Below are 16,742 nucleotides of genomic sequence, written 5' to 3' on the forward strand. Positions count from 1 at the left end.
CCCCGCACCAAAAGGTGCGGGGCTTCCCCGGAAAGATTGTTCGGCGGCGTCCTACTCTCCCACAGGGTCCCCCCTGCAGTACCATCGGCGCTGAAAGGCTTAGCTTCCGGGTTCGGAATGTAACCGGGCGTTTCCCTAACGCAATGACCACCGAAACACTATGAAAATTTGAACACCGGGCAACAACACGGCTGTTCGTTATTTCAGAACTAACACAGTGGACGCGAGCAACTGAGGACAAGCCCTCGGCCTATTAGTACCAGTCAGCTCCACCCGTTACCGGGCTTCCACATCTGGCCTATCAACCCAGTCGTCTACTGGGAGCCTTAACCCCTCAAGAGGGTGGGAATACTCATCTCGAAGCAGGCTTCCCGCTTAGATGCTTTCAGCGGTTATCCTTTCCGAACGTAGCCAACCAGCCATGCCCTTGGCAGGACAACTGGCACACCAGAGGTTCGTCCGTCCCGGTCCTCTCGTACTAGGGACAGCCCTTCTCAATATTCCTACGCGCACAGCGGATAGGGACCGAACTGTCTCACGACGTTCTAAACCCAGCTCGCGTACCGCTTTAATGGGCGAACAGCCCAACCCTTGGGACCGACTCCAGCCCCAGGATGCGACGAGCCGACATCGAGGTGCCAAACCATCCCGTCGATATGGACTCTTGGGGAAGATCAGCCTGTTATCCCCGGGGTACCTTTTATCCGTTGAGCGACAGCGCTTCCACAAGCCACTGCCGGATCACTAGTCCCGACTTTCGTCCCTGCTCGACCCGTCGGTCTCACAGTCAAGCTCCCTTGTGCACTTACACTCAACACCTGATTACCAACCAGGCTGAGGGAACCTTTGGGCGCCTCCGTTACTCTTTAGGAGGCAACCGCCCCAGTTAAACTACCCATCAGACACTGTCCCTGATCCGGATCACGGACCCAGGTTAGACATCCAGCACGACCAGAGTGGTATTTCAACGGCGACTCCACAACCACTGGCGTGGCCGCTTCACAGTCTCCCACCTATCCTACACAAGCCGAACCGAACACCAATATCAAACTATAGTAAAGGTCCCGGGGTCTTTCCGTCCTGCTGCGCGAAACGAGCATCTTTACTCGTAGTGCAATTTCACCGGGCCTATGGTTGAGACAGTCGAGAAGTCGTTACGCCATTCGTGCAGGTCGGAACTTACCCGACAAGGAATTTCGCTACCTTAGGATGGTTATAGTTACCACCGCCGTTTACTGGCGCTTAAGTTCTCAGCTTCGCCACCCCGAAGAGCAGCTAACCGGTCCCCTTAACGTTCCAGCACCGGGCAGGCGTCAGTCCGTATACATCGCCTTACGGCTTCGCACGGACCTGTGTTTTTAGTAAACAGTCGCTTCTCGCTGGTCTCTGCGGCCACCCCCAGCTCACCGAGTAAATCGGATCACCAAGAATGGCCCCCCTTCTCCCGAAGTTACGGGGGCATTTTGCCGAGTTCCTTAACCATAGTTCACCCGAACGCCTCGGTATTCTCTACCTGACCACCTGAGTCGGTTTAGGGTACGGGCCGCCATGAAACTCGCTAGAGGCTTTTCTCGACAGCATAGGATCATCCACTTCACCACAATCGGCTCGGCATCAGGTCTCAGACTCATGCACGACGGATTTACCTACCGTGCGTCCTACACCCTTACCCCGGGACAACCACCGCCCGGGCTGGACTACCTTCCTGCGTCACCCCATCGCTTACCTACTACAAGTCTGGTTCATCGGCTCCACCACTACCCTCAACTCCGAAGAGATCGGGCCGGCTTCACGGACTTAGCATCGCCTGATTCAGTACTGGGCGTTTCAAAGCGGGTACCGGAATATCAACCGGTTGTCCATCGACTACGCCTGTCGGCCTCGCCTTAGGTCCCGACTTACCCTGGGCAGATCAGCTTGACCCAGGAACCCTTAGTCAATCGGCGCACACGTTTCTCACGTGTGTATCGCTACTCATGCCTGCATTCTCACTCGTGAACCGTCCACAACTCGCTTCCGCGGCTGCTTCACCCGGCACACGACGCTCCCCTACCCATCCACACAGGCGTTGGCCCTATATGTGTGAATGACACGACTTCGGCGGTACGCTTGAGCCCCGCTACATTGTCGGCGCGGAATCACTTGACCAGTGAGCTATTACGCACTCTTTCAAGGGTGGCTGCTTCTAAGCCAACCTCCTGGTTGTCTCTGCGACTCCACATCCTTTCCCACTTAGCGTACGCTTAGGGGCCTTAGTCGATGCTCTGGGCTGTTTCCCTCTCGACCATGGAGCTTATCCCCCACAGTCTCACTGCCGCGCTCTCACTTACCGGCATTCGGAGTTTGGCTAAGGTCAGTAACCCGGTAGGGCCCATCGCCTATCCAGTGCTCTACCTCCGGCAAGAAACACACGACGCTGCACCTAAATGCATTTCGGGGAGAACCAGCTATCACGGAGTTTGATTGGCCTTTCACCCCTAACCACAGGTCATCCCCCAGGTTTTCAACCCTGGTGGGTTCGGTCCTCCACGAAGTCTTACCTCCGCTTCAACCTGCCCATGGCTAGATCACTCCGCTTCGGGTCTAGAGCGTGCAACTCAAACGCCCTATTCGGACTCGCTTTCGCTACGGCTTCCCCACACGGGTTAACCTCGCTACACACCGCTAACTCGCAGGCTCATTCTTCAAAAGGCACGCAGTCACGACTGCATGTGCAAGCACACACAGCGACGCTCCCACGGCTTGTAGGCACACGGTTTCAGGTACTATTTCACTCCGCTCCCGCGGTACTTTTCACCATTCCCTCACGGTACTATCCGCTATCGGTCACCAGGGAATATTTAGGCTTAGCGGGTGGTCCCGCCAGATTCACACGGGATTTCTCGGGCCCCGTGCTACTTGGGTGTCTCTCAAACAAGCCGCTGATGTTTCAGCTACGGGGGTCTTACCCTCTACGCCGGACCTTTCGCATGTCCTTCGCCTACATCAACGGTTTCTGACTCGTCTCACAGCCGGCAGACCGTAAAAGAGAGATCCCACAACCCCGCATGCGCAACCCCTGCCGGGTATCACACGCATACGGTTTGGCCTCATCCAGTTTCGCTCGCCACTACTCCCGGAATCACGGTTGTTTTCTCTTCCTGAGGGTACTGAGATGTTTCACTTCCCCTCGTTCCCTCCACACTGCCTATGTGTTCAGCAGCGGGTGACAGCCCATGACGACTGCCGGGTTTCCCCATTCGGAAACCCCCGGATCAAAGCTTGGTTGACAGCTCCCCGGGGACTATCGTGGCCTCCCACGTCCTTCATCGGTTCCTGGTGCCAAGGCATCCACCGTGCGCCCTTAAAAACTTGGCCACAGATGCTCGCGTCCACTGTGCAGTTCTCAAACAACGACCAGCCACCCACCACCCCACCCGCAACGGATGAGTTCACTGGGGCCGGATCAGAAGGAACAACCATAACGGCCGCACCCTCAGACACCCAACAACGTGCCCGACACAATCAACCCGTTCCCGTTTTCCACGCCGAAGCAGTACTCACGAAACCGTGCTCATCGTGCCGAATAGTCAACGTTCCACCCATGAGCAACCAGCACCGGACATTCGCCGATGTACTGGCCTCTGACCAAACCGAAGCCTGGTAAGAAATGCTCCTTAGAAAGGAGGTGATCCAGCCGCACCTTCCGGTACGGCTACCTTGTTACGACTTCGTCCCAATCGCCAGTCCCACCTTCGACAGCTCCCTCCCACAAGGGGTTGGGCCACCGGCTTCGGGTGTTACCGACTTTCGTGACGTGACGGGCGGTGTGTACAAGGCCCGGGAACGTATTCACCGCAGCAATGCTGATCTGCGATTACTAGCAACTCCGACTTCATGGGGTCGAGTTGCAGACCCCAATCCGAACTGAGACCGGCTTTTTGAGATTCGCTCCGCCTCACGGCATCGCAGCTCATTGTACCGGCCATTGTAGCACGTGTGCAGCCCAAGACATAAGGGGCATGATGACTTGACGTCGTCCCCACCTTCCTCCGAGTTGACCCCGGCAGTCTCCTGTGAGTCCCCATCACCCCGAAGGGCATGCTGGCAACACAGAACAAGGGTTGCGCTCGTTGCGGGACTTAACCCAACATCTCACGACACGAGCTGACGACAGCCATGCACCACCTGTATACCGACCACAAGGGGGGCACCATCTCTGATGCTTTCCGGTATATGTCAAGCCTTGGTAAGGTTCTTCGCGTTGCGTCGAATTAAGCCACATGCTCCGCTGCTTGTGCGGGCCCCCGTCAATTCCTTTGAGTTTTAGCCTTGCGGCCGTACTCCCCAGGCGGGGAACTTAATGCGTTAGCTGCGGCACCGACGACGTGGAATGTCGCCAACACCTAGTTCCCAACGTTTACGGCGTGGACTACCAGGGTATCTAATCCTGTTCGCTCCCCACGCTTTCGCTCCTCAGCGTCAGTAATGGCCCAGAGATCCGCCTTCGCCACCGGTGTTCCTCCTGATATCTGCGCATTTCACCGCTACACCAGGAATTCCGATCTCCCCTACCACACTCTAGCTAGCCCGTATCGAATGCAGACCCGGGGTTAAGCCCCGGGCTTTCACATCCGACGTGACAAGCCGCCTACGAGCTCTTTACGCCCAATAATTCCGGACAACGCTTGCGCCCTACGTATTACCGCGGCTGCTGGCACGTAGTTAGCCGGCGCTTCTTCTGCAGGTACCGTCACTTTCGCTTCTTCCCTGCTGAAAGAGGTTTACAACCCGAAGGCCGTCATCCCTCACGCGGCGTCGCTGCATCAGGCTTTCGCCCATTGTGCAATATTCCCCACTGCTGCCTCCCGTAGGAGTCTGGGCCGTGTCTCAGTCCCAGTGTGGCCGGTCGCCCTCTCAGGCCGGCTACCCGTCGTCGCCTTGGTAGGCCATTACCCCACCAACAAGCTGATAGGCCGCGGGCTCATCCTTCACCGCCGGAGCTTTCAACCCCGTCCCATGCGGGACAGAGTGTTATCCGGTATTAGACCCCGTTTCCAGGGCTTGTCCCAGAGTGAAGGGCAGATTGCCCACGTGTTACTCACCCGTTCGCCACTAATCCACCACCGAAGCGGCTTCATCGTTCGACTTGCATGTGTTAAGCACGCCGCCAGCGTTCGTCCTGAGCCAGGATCAAACTCTCCGTGAATGTTTACCCGTAATCGGGTGCACACACACGAGAGCGGAACAACCGGTCGGAATAAGACCCGTTGTTCACAGCGTCCTCGCTGTGTTATCGCCTACCACCACCACATGGTGGCCGTAGGACTTTCAAAGGAACCACCAACCTGCCGAAGCAGGCCGGGGTATCAACATATCTGGCGTTGACTTTTGGCACGCTGTTGAGTTCTCAAGGAACGGACGCTTCCTTCGGTCCCGTATCACCGGGGCCCTCCGGGCGCTTCCCTTCGTTCTTGCGTTTCCGACTCTATCAGACTCTTTCGTGTCCGATTCCCGGTCGAAGCGGGCCGTACAGTTTCGCTTTCCAGGTTCTCCACTTTCGCGTTTTCCCTTTCCGGCGATTCCAACTTTACCAGACTCCATTTCGTTCCGTTTCCGGTCCGAATGTGAATTCCGGCGGCCTGCGGAGTGGCCTTGCCTTTCGGCGGATCCGACTTTATCAGGATCTCGCGGGCCGAAAGAACAACCCGAGCGATTCAATAAAGGAGAATCATGTGGCCCGGCGGAGTTAACAAGAACCCCTGCACGAGCGGAGTAGACAATATGCGCTCATCCCGAACTTGTCCAGCCCGAGGCAACCGTTTAAATCTACCTCCCCACGTCTCCCGTGTCAACGGGTTTTGTGGGCGAAGAGGACACTAGCAGCTCAGCAGGGGTGAAAGCACATCGGTGGTCAGGCTGCGGTGGGAAGCTCGGCGCTGCGTTCGACCGCTGCGAGGTCGCCCATGTCGCCGGCGCGGGCCGCGCGGCCGCCGAGGATGTAGACGTACGCGAGAAAGGCCAGCTCAGCGCCGATGCCGATGGTGATCCGGGCCCAGGTCGGGAGGCCGGACGGCGTCACGAACCCCTCGATGAGCCCGGAGACGAACAGGACCAGGGCCAGGCCGATGGCCATTCCCAGTGCGGCGCGGCCCTGCTGGGCCAGAGCGGTCCGGCGTGACAGGGGGCCCGGGTCGATCACCGCCCAGCCGAGGCGTAGCCCCGTGCCCGCTGCGACGAACACCGCGGTCAGTTCGAGCAGACCGTGGGGCAGCACGAGGCCGAGGAAGACGTCGAGCCGGCCCGCGGAGGACATCAGGCCTATGCCGACGCCGAGGTTCAGCATGTTGAGGAAGAGGATCCAGATCACCGGTATGCAGAGGAACGCCCCCAGGACCAGGCACAGGGCCGCGGCCTGCGCGTTGTTCGTCCATACCTGTGCCGCGAACGACGCCGCCGGATGGCTGGAGTAGTAGGTCTCGTACTCCCCGCCCGGCCGGGTCATCGCGCGGAGGTCTTCCGGTGCCGCGATCGCGGCCTGCACTTCGGGGTGCGTACCGATCCACCATCCCAGCAGTGCCGCCACCGCGGTCGAGAGCACCGCGGTGGGCACCCACCAGTGGCGCGAGCGGTAGACCGCTGCCGGAAACCCCGCGGTGAGGAACCGGGCCGCGTCCCGCCAGGAGGCCTTGCGGGTCCCCGTCACGGTCGACCGGGCGCGGGCCACGAGCTGGGTGAGGCGTCCGGTGAGGAGCGGGTCCGAGCTGCTCGACTGGATCAGCGAGAGGTGCGTCGCCGTCCGCTGGTAGAGGACGACCAGTTCGTCCGCTTCCGCACCCGTGAGGCGGCGTCCTCGGCGCAGGAGGTGTTCCAGGCGGTCCCACTCCGTGCGGTGGGCGGTGACGAAGACGTCGAGGTCCATGGGCGTCTGTTGCTCCAGGCGAAGGGGCGTACGGGTCCGTACTGCTGCGGCGCGCTGGCGGTCAGCTTGGCAGACTGGGCCCGGCTGGGGCAGGGAAGGTCGGCGAAGGGTGGGGCCCGATGAGTGAGCTGGTGACCGGTGACGCGGTCGTGCTGGGCTTGAGGCCTGCTCGGCTGCCGAGCAGGGCCTTGGCCTCCGCCATCGATCTGGCGGTGACGTTCGCCGTCTTCATCCTGGTGTCGGTGCTGCTGGGTATCGCTTCCGCCGCCCTGGACGAGGCCGCCGTCGCCGCGATCGGCGTCGCCTCGTTCCTGCTGGTCCTGATCGGTGGGCCCGTCGCGGTGGAGACCTTGAGCCATGGCCGCTCACTGGGGAAGCTGGCCTGCGGGCTGCGGGTGGTGCGGGACGACGGCGGGCCGATCCGGTTCCGGCACGCGCTGGTACGTGGGGCCATGGGGCTCGTCGAGATCCTCCTGACCTTCGGTGCCGTGGCCTCCATCGCGTCCCTGGTTTCGGCACGGGGGCGCCGGATCGGTGACGTGTTCGCCGGAACGCTGGTGATCCGGGAGCGCGTCGCCGCGACGGGCCGGTCCGTCGCCGTGCCGCCTCCCCCGCCCTGGCTGGTCGGCCGGTTCGCGGAGCTGGATCTGTCGGGCGTACCGGACGAGCTCTGGTCGGCGGTACGGCAGTACCTGACGCGGATGCAGCAGCTGGATCCCGGTGTAGGGCGGTCGATCGCGGAACGGCTGGCCGGTGAGCTGGTCGCGCGGACGGGGGCCGCCGCGCCGCAGGGCGTTCCCGCCGCCGCGTTTCTGGCCGCGGTGGTGCATGAGCGGCAGTCCCGGGATGCGCGGCGCGTGTTCGCCGGGCCTCGGACCGGGGCGTACGTCCAGGCCCCCGTTCCCCCCGTGACCGCTGGGGCCGGTGGACTCGGCGGGATTGGTGGGGGTGCAGGTGCCGTTGCTGGGGCAGGTTCCCGGGCTGGGGACGGTCGCGCCGGTCACGACGAGCAGCGGCGCGGGGGCGCTTCCTCGGCGGGGTTCGCCCCGCCCGGCTAGTCGGCGTCCGGCCTGTCCGTGTCCGGCTCGTCGAGGTGCGACCCGTAGGCGCGTGGGGACGGGGGTGTCTCCAGGTGTTCGAGCTCGATGCCGGGCGCTGCGAGGACCACGTCACCGGCGATGTGGACGGTGTGCTGCTCCCCGGTGTCCAGGGCGCTGACCTGGTATTCGTCCACGATCAGGGGGCCGTTGTCAGTGGCGTGCGCTTCACTGTTCAGCAGGGCCCAGGACTGGTCGACGGTCCTGGGCGCGAGGACCGGGTCCGTGAAGGTGACCACGCGGACGCGGGTCGTGGGGGAAGCGGGGGTGAGGCGCAGGAGACGGCTCATGGCGATGAGGAATGCGGGGGACGTGCCGGCGAAGGCGTGGGCACGGACGTTGCCTTCGGTGGCGTGGCTGCCGGTGGGATCGGTCCGGACCCAGGTGACCCCTTCCAGGGCCGCTCCTCGTACCTGCCAGCTCGCGGCATGGAGTTCCAGACGGATGGGCCGGCCCAGCTCGTCCAGGGCGATGTCGACGGAGCCGAGGTGGTCTCCGGAGGGGGATGTGGTCTGGGAGACGTAGCGCCAGCCGGAGGGGCCCGGGGCGCAGTGGAAGTGTTCTTCGCCGAGGGGGGTGTGATCGTGAAGGTCGTGGAGCGAATACCTGCCGCGGGGCATGGGGTCCTTCGGGTTCCTCGGGCTGTGCGGGGGCGGTAACGGGAGCAGGCCCCCGGCACGGGGGTGCGGGGGCCTGCACTCGGATCTGCTACGGACGGCAACGCACCTGCTGCGGTGTCGCTGCCGGATGCTGTGACGCCGCTCGGCGTTCGGAAGGCCAGCCTTCCGAACGCCGGGAGTGGGTCAGTAGCGGTAGTGGTCGGGCTTGTACGGGCCCTCTACCTCGACACCGATGTACGCCGCCTGCTCGGGGCGCAGCGTCGTGAGCTTGACGCCCAGGGCGTCGAGGTGGAGGCGGGCGACCTTCTCGTCCAGATGCTTGGGCAGCACGTACACGTCGGTCGGGTACTCCTCGGGCTTCGTGAACAGCTCGATCTGCGCGAGGGTCTGGTCCGCGAAGCTGTTGGACATCACGAAGGACGGGTGTCCGGTCGCGTTGCCCAGGTTCAGCAGGCGGCCCTCGGACAGGACGATGAGGACCTTGCCGTCGGGGAACGTCCAGGTGTGGACCTGGGGCTTGACCTCGTCCTTGACGATGCCGTCGATCCGGGCGAGACCGGCCATGTCGATCTCGTTGTCGAAGTGGCCGATGTTCCCGACGATGGCCTGGTGCTTCATCCGGGCCATGTCCTTGGCCATGATGATGTCCTTGTTGCCCGTCGTGGTGATGAAGATGTCGGCCTGCTCCACGACATCGTCCAGCGTGGCGACCTGGTAGCCGTCCATCGCCGCCTGCAGCGCGCAGATCGGGTCGATCTCGGTGATGATCACCCGGGCGCCCTGGCCGCGGAGGGACTCCGCGCAGCCCTTGCCCACGTCTCCGTAGCCGAAGACGACGGCGGTCTTGCCGCCGATGAGGACGTCGGTGGCGCGGTTGATGCCGTCGATCAGGGAGTGGCGGCAGCCGTACTTGTTGTCGAACTTGGACTTGGTCACCGCGTCGTTCACGTTGATCGCGGGGAACAGGAGGGAGCCGTCACGGTGCATCTCGTAGAGGCGGTGGACGCCCGTCGTCGTCTCCTCGGTGACACCGCGGATCTCGGAGGCGAGCTGGGTCCACTTCTGCGGGGCCTCGCCGAGGGTGCGGTTCAGCAGGGTGAGGATGTGGGCGTACTCCTCGCTGTCCGCGGTCGACGGGTCCGGGGCGGCGCCGGCCTTCTCGAACTCGACGCCCTTGTGGACGAGGAGGGTGGCGTCGCCACCGTCGTCCAGGATCATGTTCGGGCCGCCGGTGGGGGTGTTCGGCCAGGTCAGCGCCTGCTCCGTGCACCACCAGTACTCCTCCAGGGTCTCGCCCTTCCAGGCGAAGACCGGGACGCCCGCGGGGGCCTCGGGGGTGCCGTTCGGGCCGACCGCGATGGCGGCGGCGGCGTGGTCCTGGGTGGAGAAGATGTTGCAGGAGGCCCAGCGGACCTCGGCGCCCAGGGCGACGAGGGTCTCGATGAGCACGGCGGTCTGCACGGTCATGTGCAGCGAGCCGGTGATCCGGGCGCCGGCCAGCGGCTGGGCGGCGGCGAACTCCTTGCGGATCGACATCAGGCCGGGCATCTCGTGCTCGGCGAGCGTGATCTCCTTGCGCCCGAACGGGGCGAGGGAGAGGTCGGCGACCTTGAAGTCCTGGCGGTCGGTGGCCGTCGTCATAACGGGCTGCTCCTCGTGATGGGTCGAGGGTGGGCTGTCTCTGGGCTGACTCTGCGGCGCGGCGGGCACAGGAATGCCCGAGCGGATTCGCAGTGCAGTCCGTCGGAGGCCCTCTGTCCCTCGCCCGGCTCGCTGGTGCCAGCCGGTCGACCGCCATCAGCAGCGACGTCTGTGTTCCGTATCCGAATCTACACCGAACGGCCCAGTGGGCCCCAGCCCGTTCGGGAGAGGGGCGTGTGTGCGGGGTCACCGGGCCGATCGGGGCTGGTGTGCGGTGGGTCAGTGGCCGGAATCGCTCGGGGTCTCGGTCGGGCCGTCGAGCGTCTTGCCCGGGTTGGTTCCGGTCGCGGCGGCCTCCGCGTTGTAGATGTCCGGCTCCAGGTAGATGACCCGGGCGATCGGGACCGCGTCGCGGATGCGGTGCTCGGCGGCGTTGATGGCCTCGGCGACCTCGGCGGCGGTCTCGTCGTGCCGGACCGCGATCTTGGCGGCGACCAGCAGCTCCTCGGGGCCGAGGTGCAGGGTGCGCATGTGGATGATGCGGGTGACGGTGTCGCCGTCCACCACGGCCGCCTTGATCTTCTCGACGTCCTCGATACCGGCGGACTCGCCGAGCAGGAGGGACTTCGTCTCGACGGCCAGGACGATCGCGATGAGGATCAGCAGGATGCCGATGCAGAGGGTGCCGATGCCGTCCCAGACGCCGTTGCCGGTGGCGAGGGCGAGGCCGACGCCGCCGAGCGCCAGGATCAGGCCGACGAGGGCGCCGAGGTCCTCCAGCAGGACGACCGGCAGCTCGGGGGCCTTGGAACGGCGGACGAACTCGGTCCAGGAGCGGTTGCCGCGGGTGAGGTTGGACTCCTTGATCGCCGTACGGAAGGAGAAGATCTCGGCGATGATCGCGAAGACCAGGACCCCGACCGGCCAGTACCAGGCCTCGATCTCGTGCGGGTGCTTGATCTTCTCGTAGCCCTCGTACACGGCGAACATGCCACCGACCGAGAAGAGGACGATGGAGACGAGGAACGCGTAGATGTAGCGCTCGCGCCCGTAGCCGAAGGGGTGTTCAGGGGTCGCTTCGCGCTTGGCCCTCTTGCCGCCGAGCAGCAGCAGGCCCTGGTTGCCCGAGTCGGCGAGCGAGTGGACGCTCTCCGCGAGCATCGACGAGGACCCACTGAAGAGGAACGCTACGAATTTGGCCACGGCGATCGAGAGGTTGGCGGCGAGTGCCGCCACGATCGCCTTGGTTCCGCCTGACGCGCTCATGAGTGCGTGGTGTCCCTTCGTCGGTGCGCGGCACGTGCCGTCGCGGTGAGGCGGCACATTGTTGCAGCCATCCGGACGTGCGCGTGGGTCAGGCCGCCACGGTGGCCCGGAAGAGTGTGCCCGGTCCCGTTGCATCGACACGCTCACCGGCCGGGACGTAGGCCGACTCCCCCGGTCCGAGCGCGATTTCGCCGACCGTGACCGTGCCCGCCGTGCAGAGCAGGATCTGGGGGGTGGGGGCGGTCAGGTCGGTGGGGGCCGCGCCGGACGCGAGGGTGTAGCGGGACAGGGCGAACTCGTCGACCGGGGTCTCGTAGAGTTCCTCGCCCGACGGGGCCGCTTCCGGGCGCAGTACACCGGGCTCGGTGGCCTCGAAGCGGACGATCCGCAGGAGTTCGGGGACGTCGATGTGCTTGGGGGTCAGGCCGCAGCGCAGCACGTTGTCCGAGTTGGCCATGATCTCGACGCCGAGGCCGTCGAGATAGGCGTGCGGGACGCCCGCCCCGAGGAACAGGGCTTCGCCGGGCTGGAGTTGTACGTAGTTCAGCAGCATCGCGGCGAGGACCCCGGGGTCGCCCGGGAAGTGGTGGGCGATGCGGGCGTACGGGGCGTGGGCGCCGCCGAGGCGTTCGGCGGCGGCCGCCGCCTCCGTCACGGTCTCGGTCATCTCCGCCGGGTCCCCGCTGAGGATCGCCGTGAGCACCTCGCGGAGGGCCGCCTCCTCGGGGTGAGCGCGGAGGAGGTCCACGTACGGCTTGAGGGAGTCGACTCCCAGCGCCTCCATCGCGTCCGCCGCCTCGGCGGGCGGGCGGAAACCGCACAGCCCGGCGAACGGGGTGAGGGCGCAGATCAGTTCGGGCTTGTGGTTCGCGTCCTTGTACGTGCGGTGGGGGGCGTCGATCGGGACGCCCCGGGCCTCTTCGTCGGCGTAACCCTCGCGGGCCTGGTCCAGGTCGGGGTGGACCTGGACGGAGAGGGGGGCGCCGGCGGCGAGGAGCTTCAGGAGGAAGGGGAGGCGGGGGCCGAACCGGGCGACGGTCGGCGCGCCGAGCTCGCCTTCCGGGTCGGCGTCGATGGCCTCGGTGAGGGCCAGTTCGATCTCGCCGGACGCGGTGGTGCGGGTGATTCGTGAGGGCGCTCCGGGATGGGCTCCCATCCACATCTCGGCCTGCGGTTCGCCGGTGGGCGCGATGCCGAGCAGGGCGGGGATGGCCGTGGTGGACCCCCAGGCGTAGGGGCGCACGGTGTTGGACAGCCGGTCCATGGAGTCGTCCTCGGGGTGGGGCGGAGCGGTCGGGCGGGTCAGTGTCGCACCAGGGGTATCAGTGTTGCGTGAGGCCCTGGCGTCGGTGGGGTGGCCGGGGAGTGAGGGACGGGTGGGGCCTGGGAGGCCCGGGGGACCTGGGAGGGCTCGGAGGTCTGGGGGTGCGTCGGTGGAGCTCGCCTTGTCAGGTGGGGCTTGGATACCTGGGGCCGAGGGGCCTGGGGTGCGTCTCGCCAGGTGGGGCTTGCCTCTCCTGTGCTCCGTGTCAGGGCTGGGGCGCTGACGCCAGCGAGAGGTAGACGGCCGCGAAGTCGGTGATCGCGAGCAGCTCGGCGACTGCTTCCAGTTCGCCGCCCTCCTCCGGCTCCAGCTCGCTGACCGGTGTGTCGTGGCCGAGCGCCAGTTCCCTGGCCGCCGGGTAGGCGCTGAGGCCTCCTGGGCGGTCCCGGAGCAGGACGACCCGGGCCCGCAGCGTCTCGCCCTCCTCCACCCGGTCGCGGAAGAAGTCGTCGGGGTCCGCGCCGGCCGCGAAGTCCCCGGCCAGGAGCGTGCCGTGCGAGGGCAGCGCCTCGGGGAGCTGTGCGGTGAGAGCGGGTCGGCCCGCCAGTTCGGACAGTACGGCGGCGAAGCGGCGGCCGACCGGGCCCGCGGCCTCGCCCTCCGTCCACAGGAGCGGCAGGCTGTCGGCGAGTTCGGCGGCGAGCGTCTTGGCCGGGTTGCTGTACGTGGCGATGGCCGGACCGCAGCGTTCCGCGGTGCGGTCCAGGCGGTCCGCCACCTTCTGCAGGTCCTCGGGGGTCGCGGTCACCAGGCCGACCCGGTCCAGGAGCGCCAGCAGAGGTGTGAGCAGCGCCCACAGCGTGCCGGGGCCGGCGGCCGAGGCCTCCGCGTCGTACTCGCCGTGCGGGGCGGCCGCCATCGGGACGACCAGGCCGTGCACCCCGTCGACCGCCTCGCGCAGCGGTGAGCGGGTGGGGGCGACGGCGACGACGGTGCAGCCGCGGCGGTAGGCCTGCTCGGCGAGCAGGGCGAGGCCCGGTTCGGAGCCGTCGGCGGTCGCGATGAGGAGCAGGTCCACGGATCCGGCCCAGCCGGGCAGGGCCCAGCGCAGGGCGCCGGGGGCGGGGGCGACGCCCGTGGGGCGAATGCGGGTGACGGGGGCGGCCGCGCCCGCCAGCGCGCCGATCAGGTCGGCGACCCCGGAGGCGGCGGTGCCGGGGCCCGCGACGAGGACGGCGCGGGGGCGGCCCTCGGGGGCCAGGCCGCCGATGCCCGCCTCGGCGGCGTGCCGGACGGCGGTACGGACCCGCGCGCCGGCCTCGGCTGCGCCACGCAGCAGATCGCGGCGGTCGGCTCGGGCCAGGGCTTCCGGGGCGTCGAGCAAGGACTCGTCGAGCATGGCGGTGGGCCTCCGATGACCGGGTGGGGTGCGGGCTGCGGGTACGGGGCGGGGCAACCTCGGCTGGCGTGTCCCGGTGTGGCGCCGAGGCGGTCCGCCCCGCCTGCGGTCTGCTGCCGTCCCGTCCCGTACGGGTGTCGCTCGCGGTCAGGCGGGGCGGCGGGCCTCGTCGACGAGAAGGACCGGGATGCCGTCCCGGACCGGGTAGGCCAGGCCGCAGTCGTCGCCCGTGCAGACCAGTTCGGGGGTGTCGGCCGCCGAACGGTCGTCGAGCGGGGAGTGGCAGGCCGGGCAGGCCAGGATTTCCAGGAGGCCGGCTTCGAGCGCCATGGGGTGAGTCCCTTCGAGCATGCGAGTTGCGATCCGCGTGGATCAGGCGTCGTCAGCCTACCGCCGGGGTGGTGGGGGCGCGGCCCGGCCCGGGGGAGGAAACGGGGGATGGGGCGGGGCGGGCGGCGGGCTTCTCCCCGCCCCGCCCCTTCCCGTAACCGGGGCTCCGCCCCGGACCCCGCTCCTCAAACGCCGGAGGGGCTGAAGGAGGCCGGGTCCGGGCCGGAAAGGCCCCCGGAGGGGCTGGGTCAGCCCCGGATCAAGGCCAGGACCTCGTCGCGTACCGCTGTCATCGTCTTTTCGTCCCCCGCCTCCACGTTCAGGCGCAGCAGCGGTTCCGTGTTCGAGGCTCGGAGGTTGAACCACCAGTCGGGGGCCGTCACCGTGAGGCCGTCCAGGTCGTCGAAGGTGATGTCCTCGCGGGTGCCGTACACCTTCTTGACCTCGGTCAGGCTGGCGGTCTGGTCGGCGACGGTGGAGTTGATCTCGCCGGAGCCGGTGTAGCGGTCGTACTCCGCGACCAGCTCGGAGAGGGGCTTCTGCTGGCCGCCGAGTGCGGCGAGTACGTGGAGGGCGGCGAGCATGCCCGTATCGGCGTTCCAGAAGTCGCGGAAGTAGTAGTGCGCCGAGTGCTCGCCGCCGAAGATCGCGCCGTGCTCGGCCATCTCCGCCTTGATGAACGAGTGGCCGACCCGGGTGCGGACGGGGGTGCCGCCGTTCTCGCGCACCACCTCGGGGACGGACGAGGAGGTGATCAGGTTGTGGATCACGATGCCCTGGCCGCCGTTGCGGGCCAGTTCGCGGGCGGCCACCAGGGCCGTGATCGCGGACGGCGACACGCCCGCGCCCCGCTCGTCGACCACGAAGCAGCGGTCCGCGTCGCCGTCGAAGGCGAGGCCCAGGTCGGCCCCCTCGGCGAGCACGCGGGCCTGGAGGTCGACGATGTTCTTGGGGTCGAGGGGGTTGGCCTCGTGGTGGGGGAAGGTGCCGTCCAGCTCGAAGTACATCGGTACGAGGTCGAGCGGGAGGCCCTCGAAGACCGTGGGGACCGTGTGGCCGCCCATGCCGTTGCCCGCGTCCACCACGACCTTCAAGGGACGGATCGCGGTCAGGTCGACCAGGCCGAGGAGGTGGGACGCGTAGTCGGTGAGGGTGTCGCGTTCCGTGATCGTGCCGGGGGCCGGGGCGGCGGCCGGCCTCGGGGCGCCTTCCGACCACTGCTCGACCAGCGTGCGGATCTCGGCCAGGCCGGTGTCCTGGCCGACCGGGGCCGCGCCCGCCCGGCACATCTTGATGCCGTTGTACTGCGCCGGGTTGTGCGAGGCCGTGAACATCGCCCCGGGGAGGTCCAGCGCCCCCGACGCGTAGTAGAGCTGGTCCGTCGAGCAGAGGCCGATGAGCGTGACGTCCGCGCCCCGCGCCGCCGCTCCGCGCGCGAACGCCCCGGCCAGGGCGGGTGAGGTCGGGCGCATGTCGTGGCCGATCACGATCGCGTCGGCGGCCGTGACCTGGACGAACGCGGATCCGAAGAGTTCGGCCAGCGACTCGTCCCACTGGTCGGGCACCACTCCGCGCACGTCGTACGCCTTCACGAGCTGCGACAGATCAGCAACCACGGCCGGTCCTCCTGGGGTCTTTACGGAGCGCCCAAACTACCCGGCCGGGCAGTGCCTTGAGAGACAGCCTCAGGAGTCCGGGGAGCGCAGCACCCTCAGGTGGCCCCGGCGGGCCACCTCCACCGGGTCGGCCGAGCGCCGGCCCCGTCCTCCGTCGTCCGGGCCCCGGTCGTGCGGGCGTGCCGCCTCGCGGACCGCGTTGGCCAGTGCTTCGAGGTCGTCGCCGCTCGGGTGCGCCGGTGCGGAGCCGTCGGAGAGCCGCACCACTTCCCAGCCCCGAGGCGCGGTGAGCCGCTCACTGTGTTCGGCGCACAGGTCGTAGCAGTGGGGCTCGGCGTAGGTGGCGAGCGGGCCGAGGACCGCAGTCGAATCGGCATAGACGTACGTCAGTGTCGCGACGGCAGGGCGGCCGCACGCGGTGCGCGAACAGCGACGTACAGGGCTCACGATGTTGGACGGTACCGCACTCTTGAGCGGGCCGCGACGACTCCCCCTCGGGTCACCCCACCGTGTCGCCCTGTGACCTGCCGCACAGCGATGATTCCGGCGGCTACCCTGACCTGCGCCGCGGCAGGGGCCTCGTGATCGTCGGCCGGTCGCGCCGGTCG

Annotated in this window: 10 protein-coding genes and 3 rRNA genes; 1 reads left to right on the plus strand and 12 read right to left on the minus strand. The window is 66.7% G+C overall.

Going from position 1 to position 16,742, the window contains the following annotated elements; genetic code table 11:
* Nucleotides 1-38: 38 nt before the first annotated feature.
* From rrf to RNL97_RS12375, 4 genes are all read right to left on the minus strand, one after another.
* Nucleotides 39-155 (minus strand): 5S ribosomal RNA (rrf, locus tag RNL97_RS12360).
* A 78-nt stretch (nucleotides 156-233) separates the two neighbouring features.
* A 23S ribosomal RNA gene (locus tag RNL97_RS12365) occupies nucleotides 234-3,357 on the minus strand.
* 303 nt (nucleotides 3,358-3,660) lie between these two features.
* Nucleotides 3,661-5,188: ribosomal RNA gene (locus RNL97_RS12370) — 16S ribosomal RNA — on the minus strand.
* The 16S, 23S and 5S rRNA genes sit together here, the layout of an rRNA operon.
* A gap of 705 nt (nucleotides 5,189-5,893) precedes the next feature.
* Nucleotides 5,894-6,901, minus strand: a complete 1,008-nt coding sequence (locus RNL97_RS12375) for a stage II sporulation protein M (protein WP_313750696.1) — start codon at nucleotides 6,899-6,901, stop codon at nucleotides 5,894-5,896.
* A 119-nt stretch (nucleotides 6,902-7,020) separates the two neighbouring features.
* Here RNL97_RS12375 and RNL97_RS12380 point away from each other — a divergent pair, with 119 nt between their 5' ends.
* Nucleotides 7,021-7,959, plus strand: a complete 939-nt coding sequence (locus RNL97_RS12380; RefSeq protein ID WP_243314159.1) for an RDD family protein — start codon at nucleotides 7,021-7,023, stop codon at nucleotides 7,957-7,959.
* On the opposite strand, the gene RNL97_RS12385 is transcribed toward RNL97_RS12380, so the two are convergent.
* The 8 genes from RNL97_RS12385 to RNL97_RS12420 form a co-directional block, all read right to left on the minus strand.
* Nucleotides 7,956-8,618, minus strand: a complete 663-nt coding sequence (locus RNL97_RS12385; RefSeq protein WP_313750697.1) for a hypothetical protein — start codon at nucleotides 8,616-8,618, stop codon at nucleotides 7,956-7,958. The genes RNL97_RS12380 and RNL97_RS12385 overlap by 4 nt on opposite strands.
* A 183-nt stretch (nucleotides 8,619-8,801) precedes the next feature.
* Nucleotides 8,802-10,259, minus strand: a complete 1,458-nt coding sequence (ahcY, locus tag RNL97_RS12390; RefSeq protein WP_030593735.1) for an adenosylhomocysteinase — start codon at nucleotides 10,257-10,259, stop codon at nucleotides 8,802-8,804.
* 279 nt (nucleotides 10,260-10,538) lie between these two features.
* Complete coding sequence (locus RNL97_RS12395) at nucleotides 10,539-11,525, minus strand: cation diffusion facilitator family transporter (protein ID WP_030593732.1); 987 nt, start codon at nucleotides 11,523-11,525, stop codon at nucleotides 10,539-10,541.
* Between the two features lie 88 nt (nucleotides 11,526-11,613).
* Complete coding sequence (manA, locus tag RNL97_RS12400) at nucleotides 11,614-12,789, minus strand: mannose-6-phosphate isomerase, class I (protein ID WP_030593729.1); 1,176 nt, start codon at nucleotides 12,787-12,789, stop codon at nucleotides 11,614-11,616.
* A gap of 265 nt (nucleotides 12,790-13,054) precedes the next feature.
* The gene (locus tag RNL97_RS12405) at nucleotides 13,055-14,188 is read right to left on the minus strand and encodes an SIS domain-containing protein (protein WP_313750698.1); all 1,134 of its coding nucleotides are present in this window, start codon (nucleotides 14,186-14,188) and stop codon (nucleotides 13,055-13,057) included.
* A 147-nt stretch (nucleotides 14,189-14,335) separates the two neighbouring features.
* Nucleotides 14,336-14,518, minus strand: a complete 183-nt coding sequence (locus RNL97_RS12410; RefSeq protein WP_030589348.1) for a Trm112 family protein — start codon at nucleotides 14,516-14,518, stop codon at nucleotides 14,336-14,338.
* 248 nt (nucleotides 14,519-14,766) lie between these two features.
* Nucleotides 14,767-16,134 carry a phosphomannomutase/phosphoglucomutase gene (locus tag RNL97_RS12415; RefSeq protein WP_243314163.1) on the minus strand — a complete coding sequence of 456 codons (1,368 nt, stop codon included), beginning with the start codon at nucleotides 16,132-16,134 and terminating at the stop codon, nucleotides 14,767-14,769.
* Nucleotides 16,135-16,203: 69 nt separating this feature from the next.
* Entirely contained in the window at nucleotides 16,204-16,581 is a 378-nt protein-coding gene (locus tag RNL97_RS12420; RefSeq protein WP_030589341.1) for a DUF3499 domain-containing protein, read from the minus strand.
* Nucleotides 16,582-16,742 lie beyond the last annotated feature (161 nt).

Origin of the sequence: Streptomyces parvus (assembly GCF_032121415.1) — a bacterium.
GTDB lineage: Bacteria > Actinomycetota > Actinomycetes > Streptomycetales > Streptomycetaceae > Streptomyces > Streptomyces globisporus_A.

Excerpts from the sequence above, each read along its gene's own strand:
- RNL97_RS12385 (WP_313750697.1), bottom strand. The coding sequence starts at position 8,618 with ATGCCCCGCGGCAGGTATTCGCTCCACGACCTTCACGATCACACCCCC.
- ahcY (WP_030593735.1), bottom strand. The coding sequence starts at position 10,259 with ATGACGACGGCCACCGACCGCCAGGACTTCAAGGTCGCCGACCTCTCC.
- RNL97_RS12395 (WP_030593732.1), bottom strand. The coding sequence starts at position 11,525 with ATGAGCGCGTCAGGCGGAACCAAGGCGATCGTGGCGGCACTCGCCGCC.
- RNL97_RS12375 (WP_313750696.1), bottom strand. The coding sequence starts at position 6,901 with ATGGACCTCGACGTCTTCGTCACCGCCCACCGCACGGAGTGGGACCGC.
- RNL97_RS12410 (WP_030589348.1), bottom strand. The coding sequence starts at position 14,518 with ATGGCGCTCGAAGCCGGCCTCCTGGAAATCCTGGCCTGCCCGGCCTGC.
- RNL97_RS12380 (WP_243314159.1), top strand. The coding sequence starts at position 7,021 with ATGAGTGAGCTGGTGACCGGTGACGCGGTCGTGCTGGGCTTGAGGCCT.
- manA (WP_030593729.1), bottom strand. The coding sequence starts at position 12,789 with ATGGACCGGCTGTCCAACACCGTGCGCCCCTACGCCTGGGGGTCCACC.
- RNL97_RS12405 (WP_313750698.1), bottom strand. The coding sequence starts at position 14,188 with ATGCTCGACGAGTCCTTGCTCGACGCCCCGGAAGCCCTGGCCCGAGCC.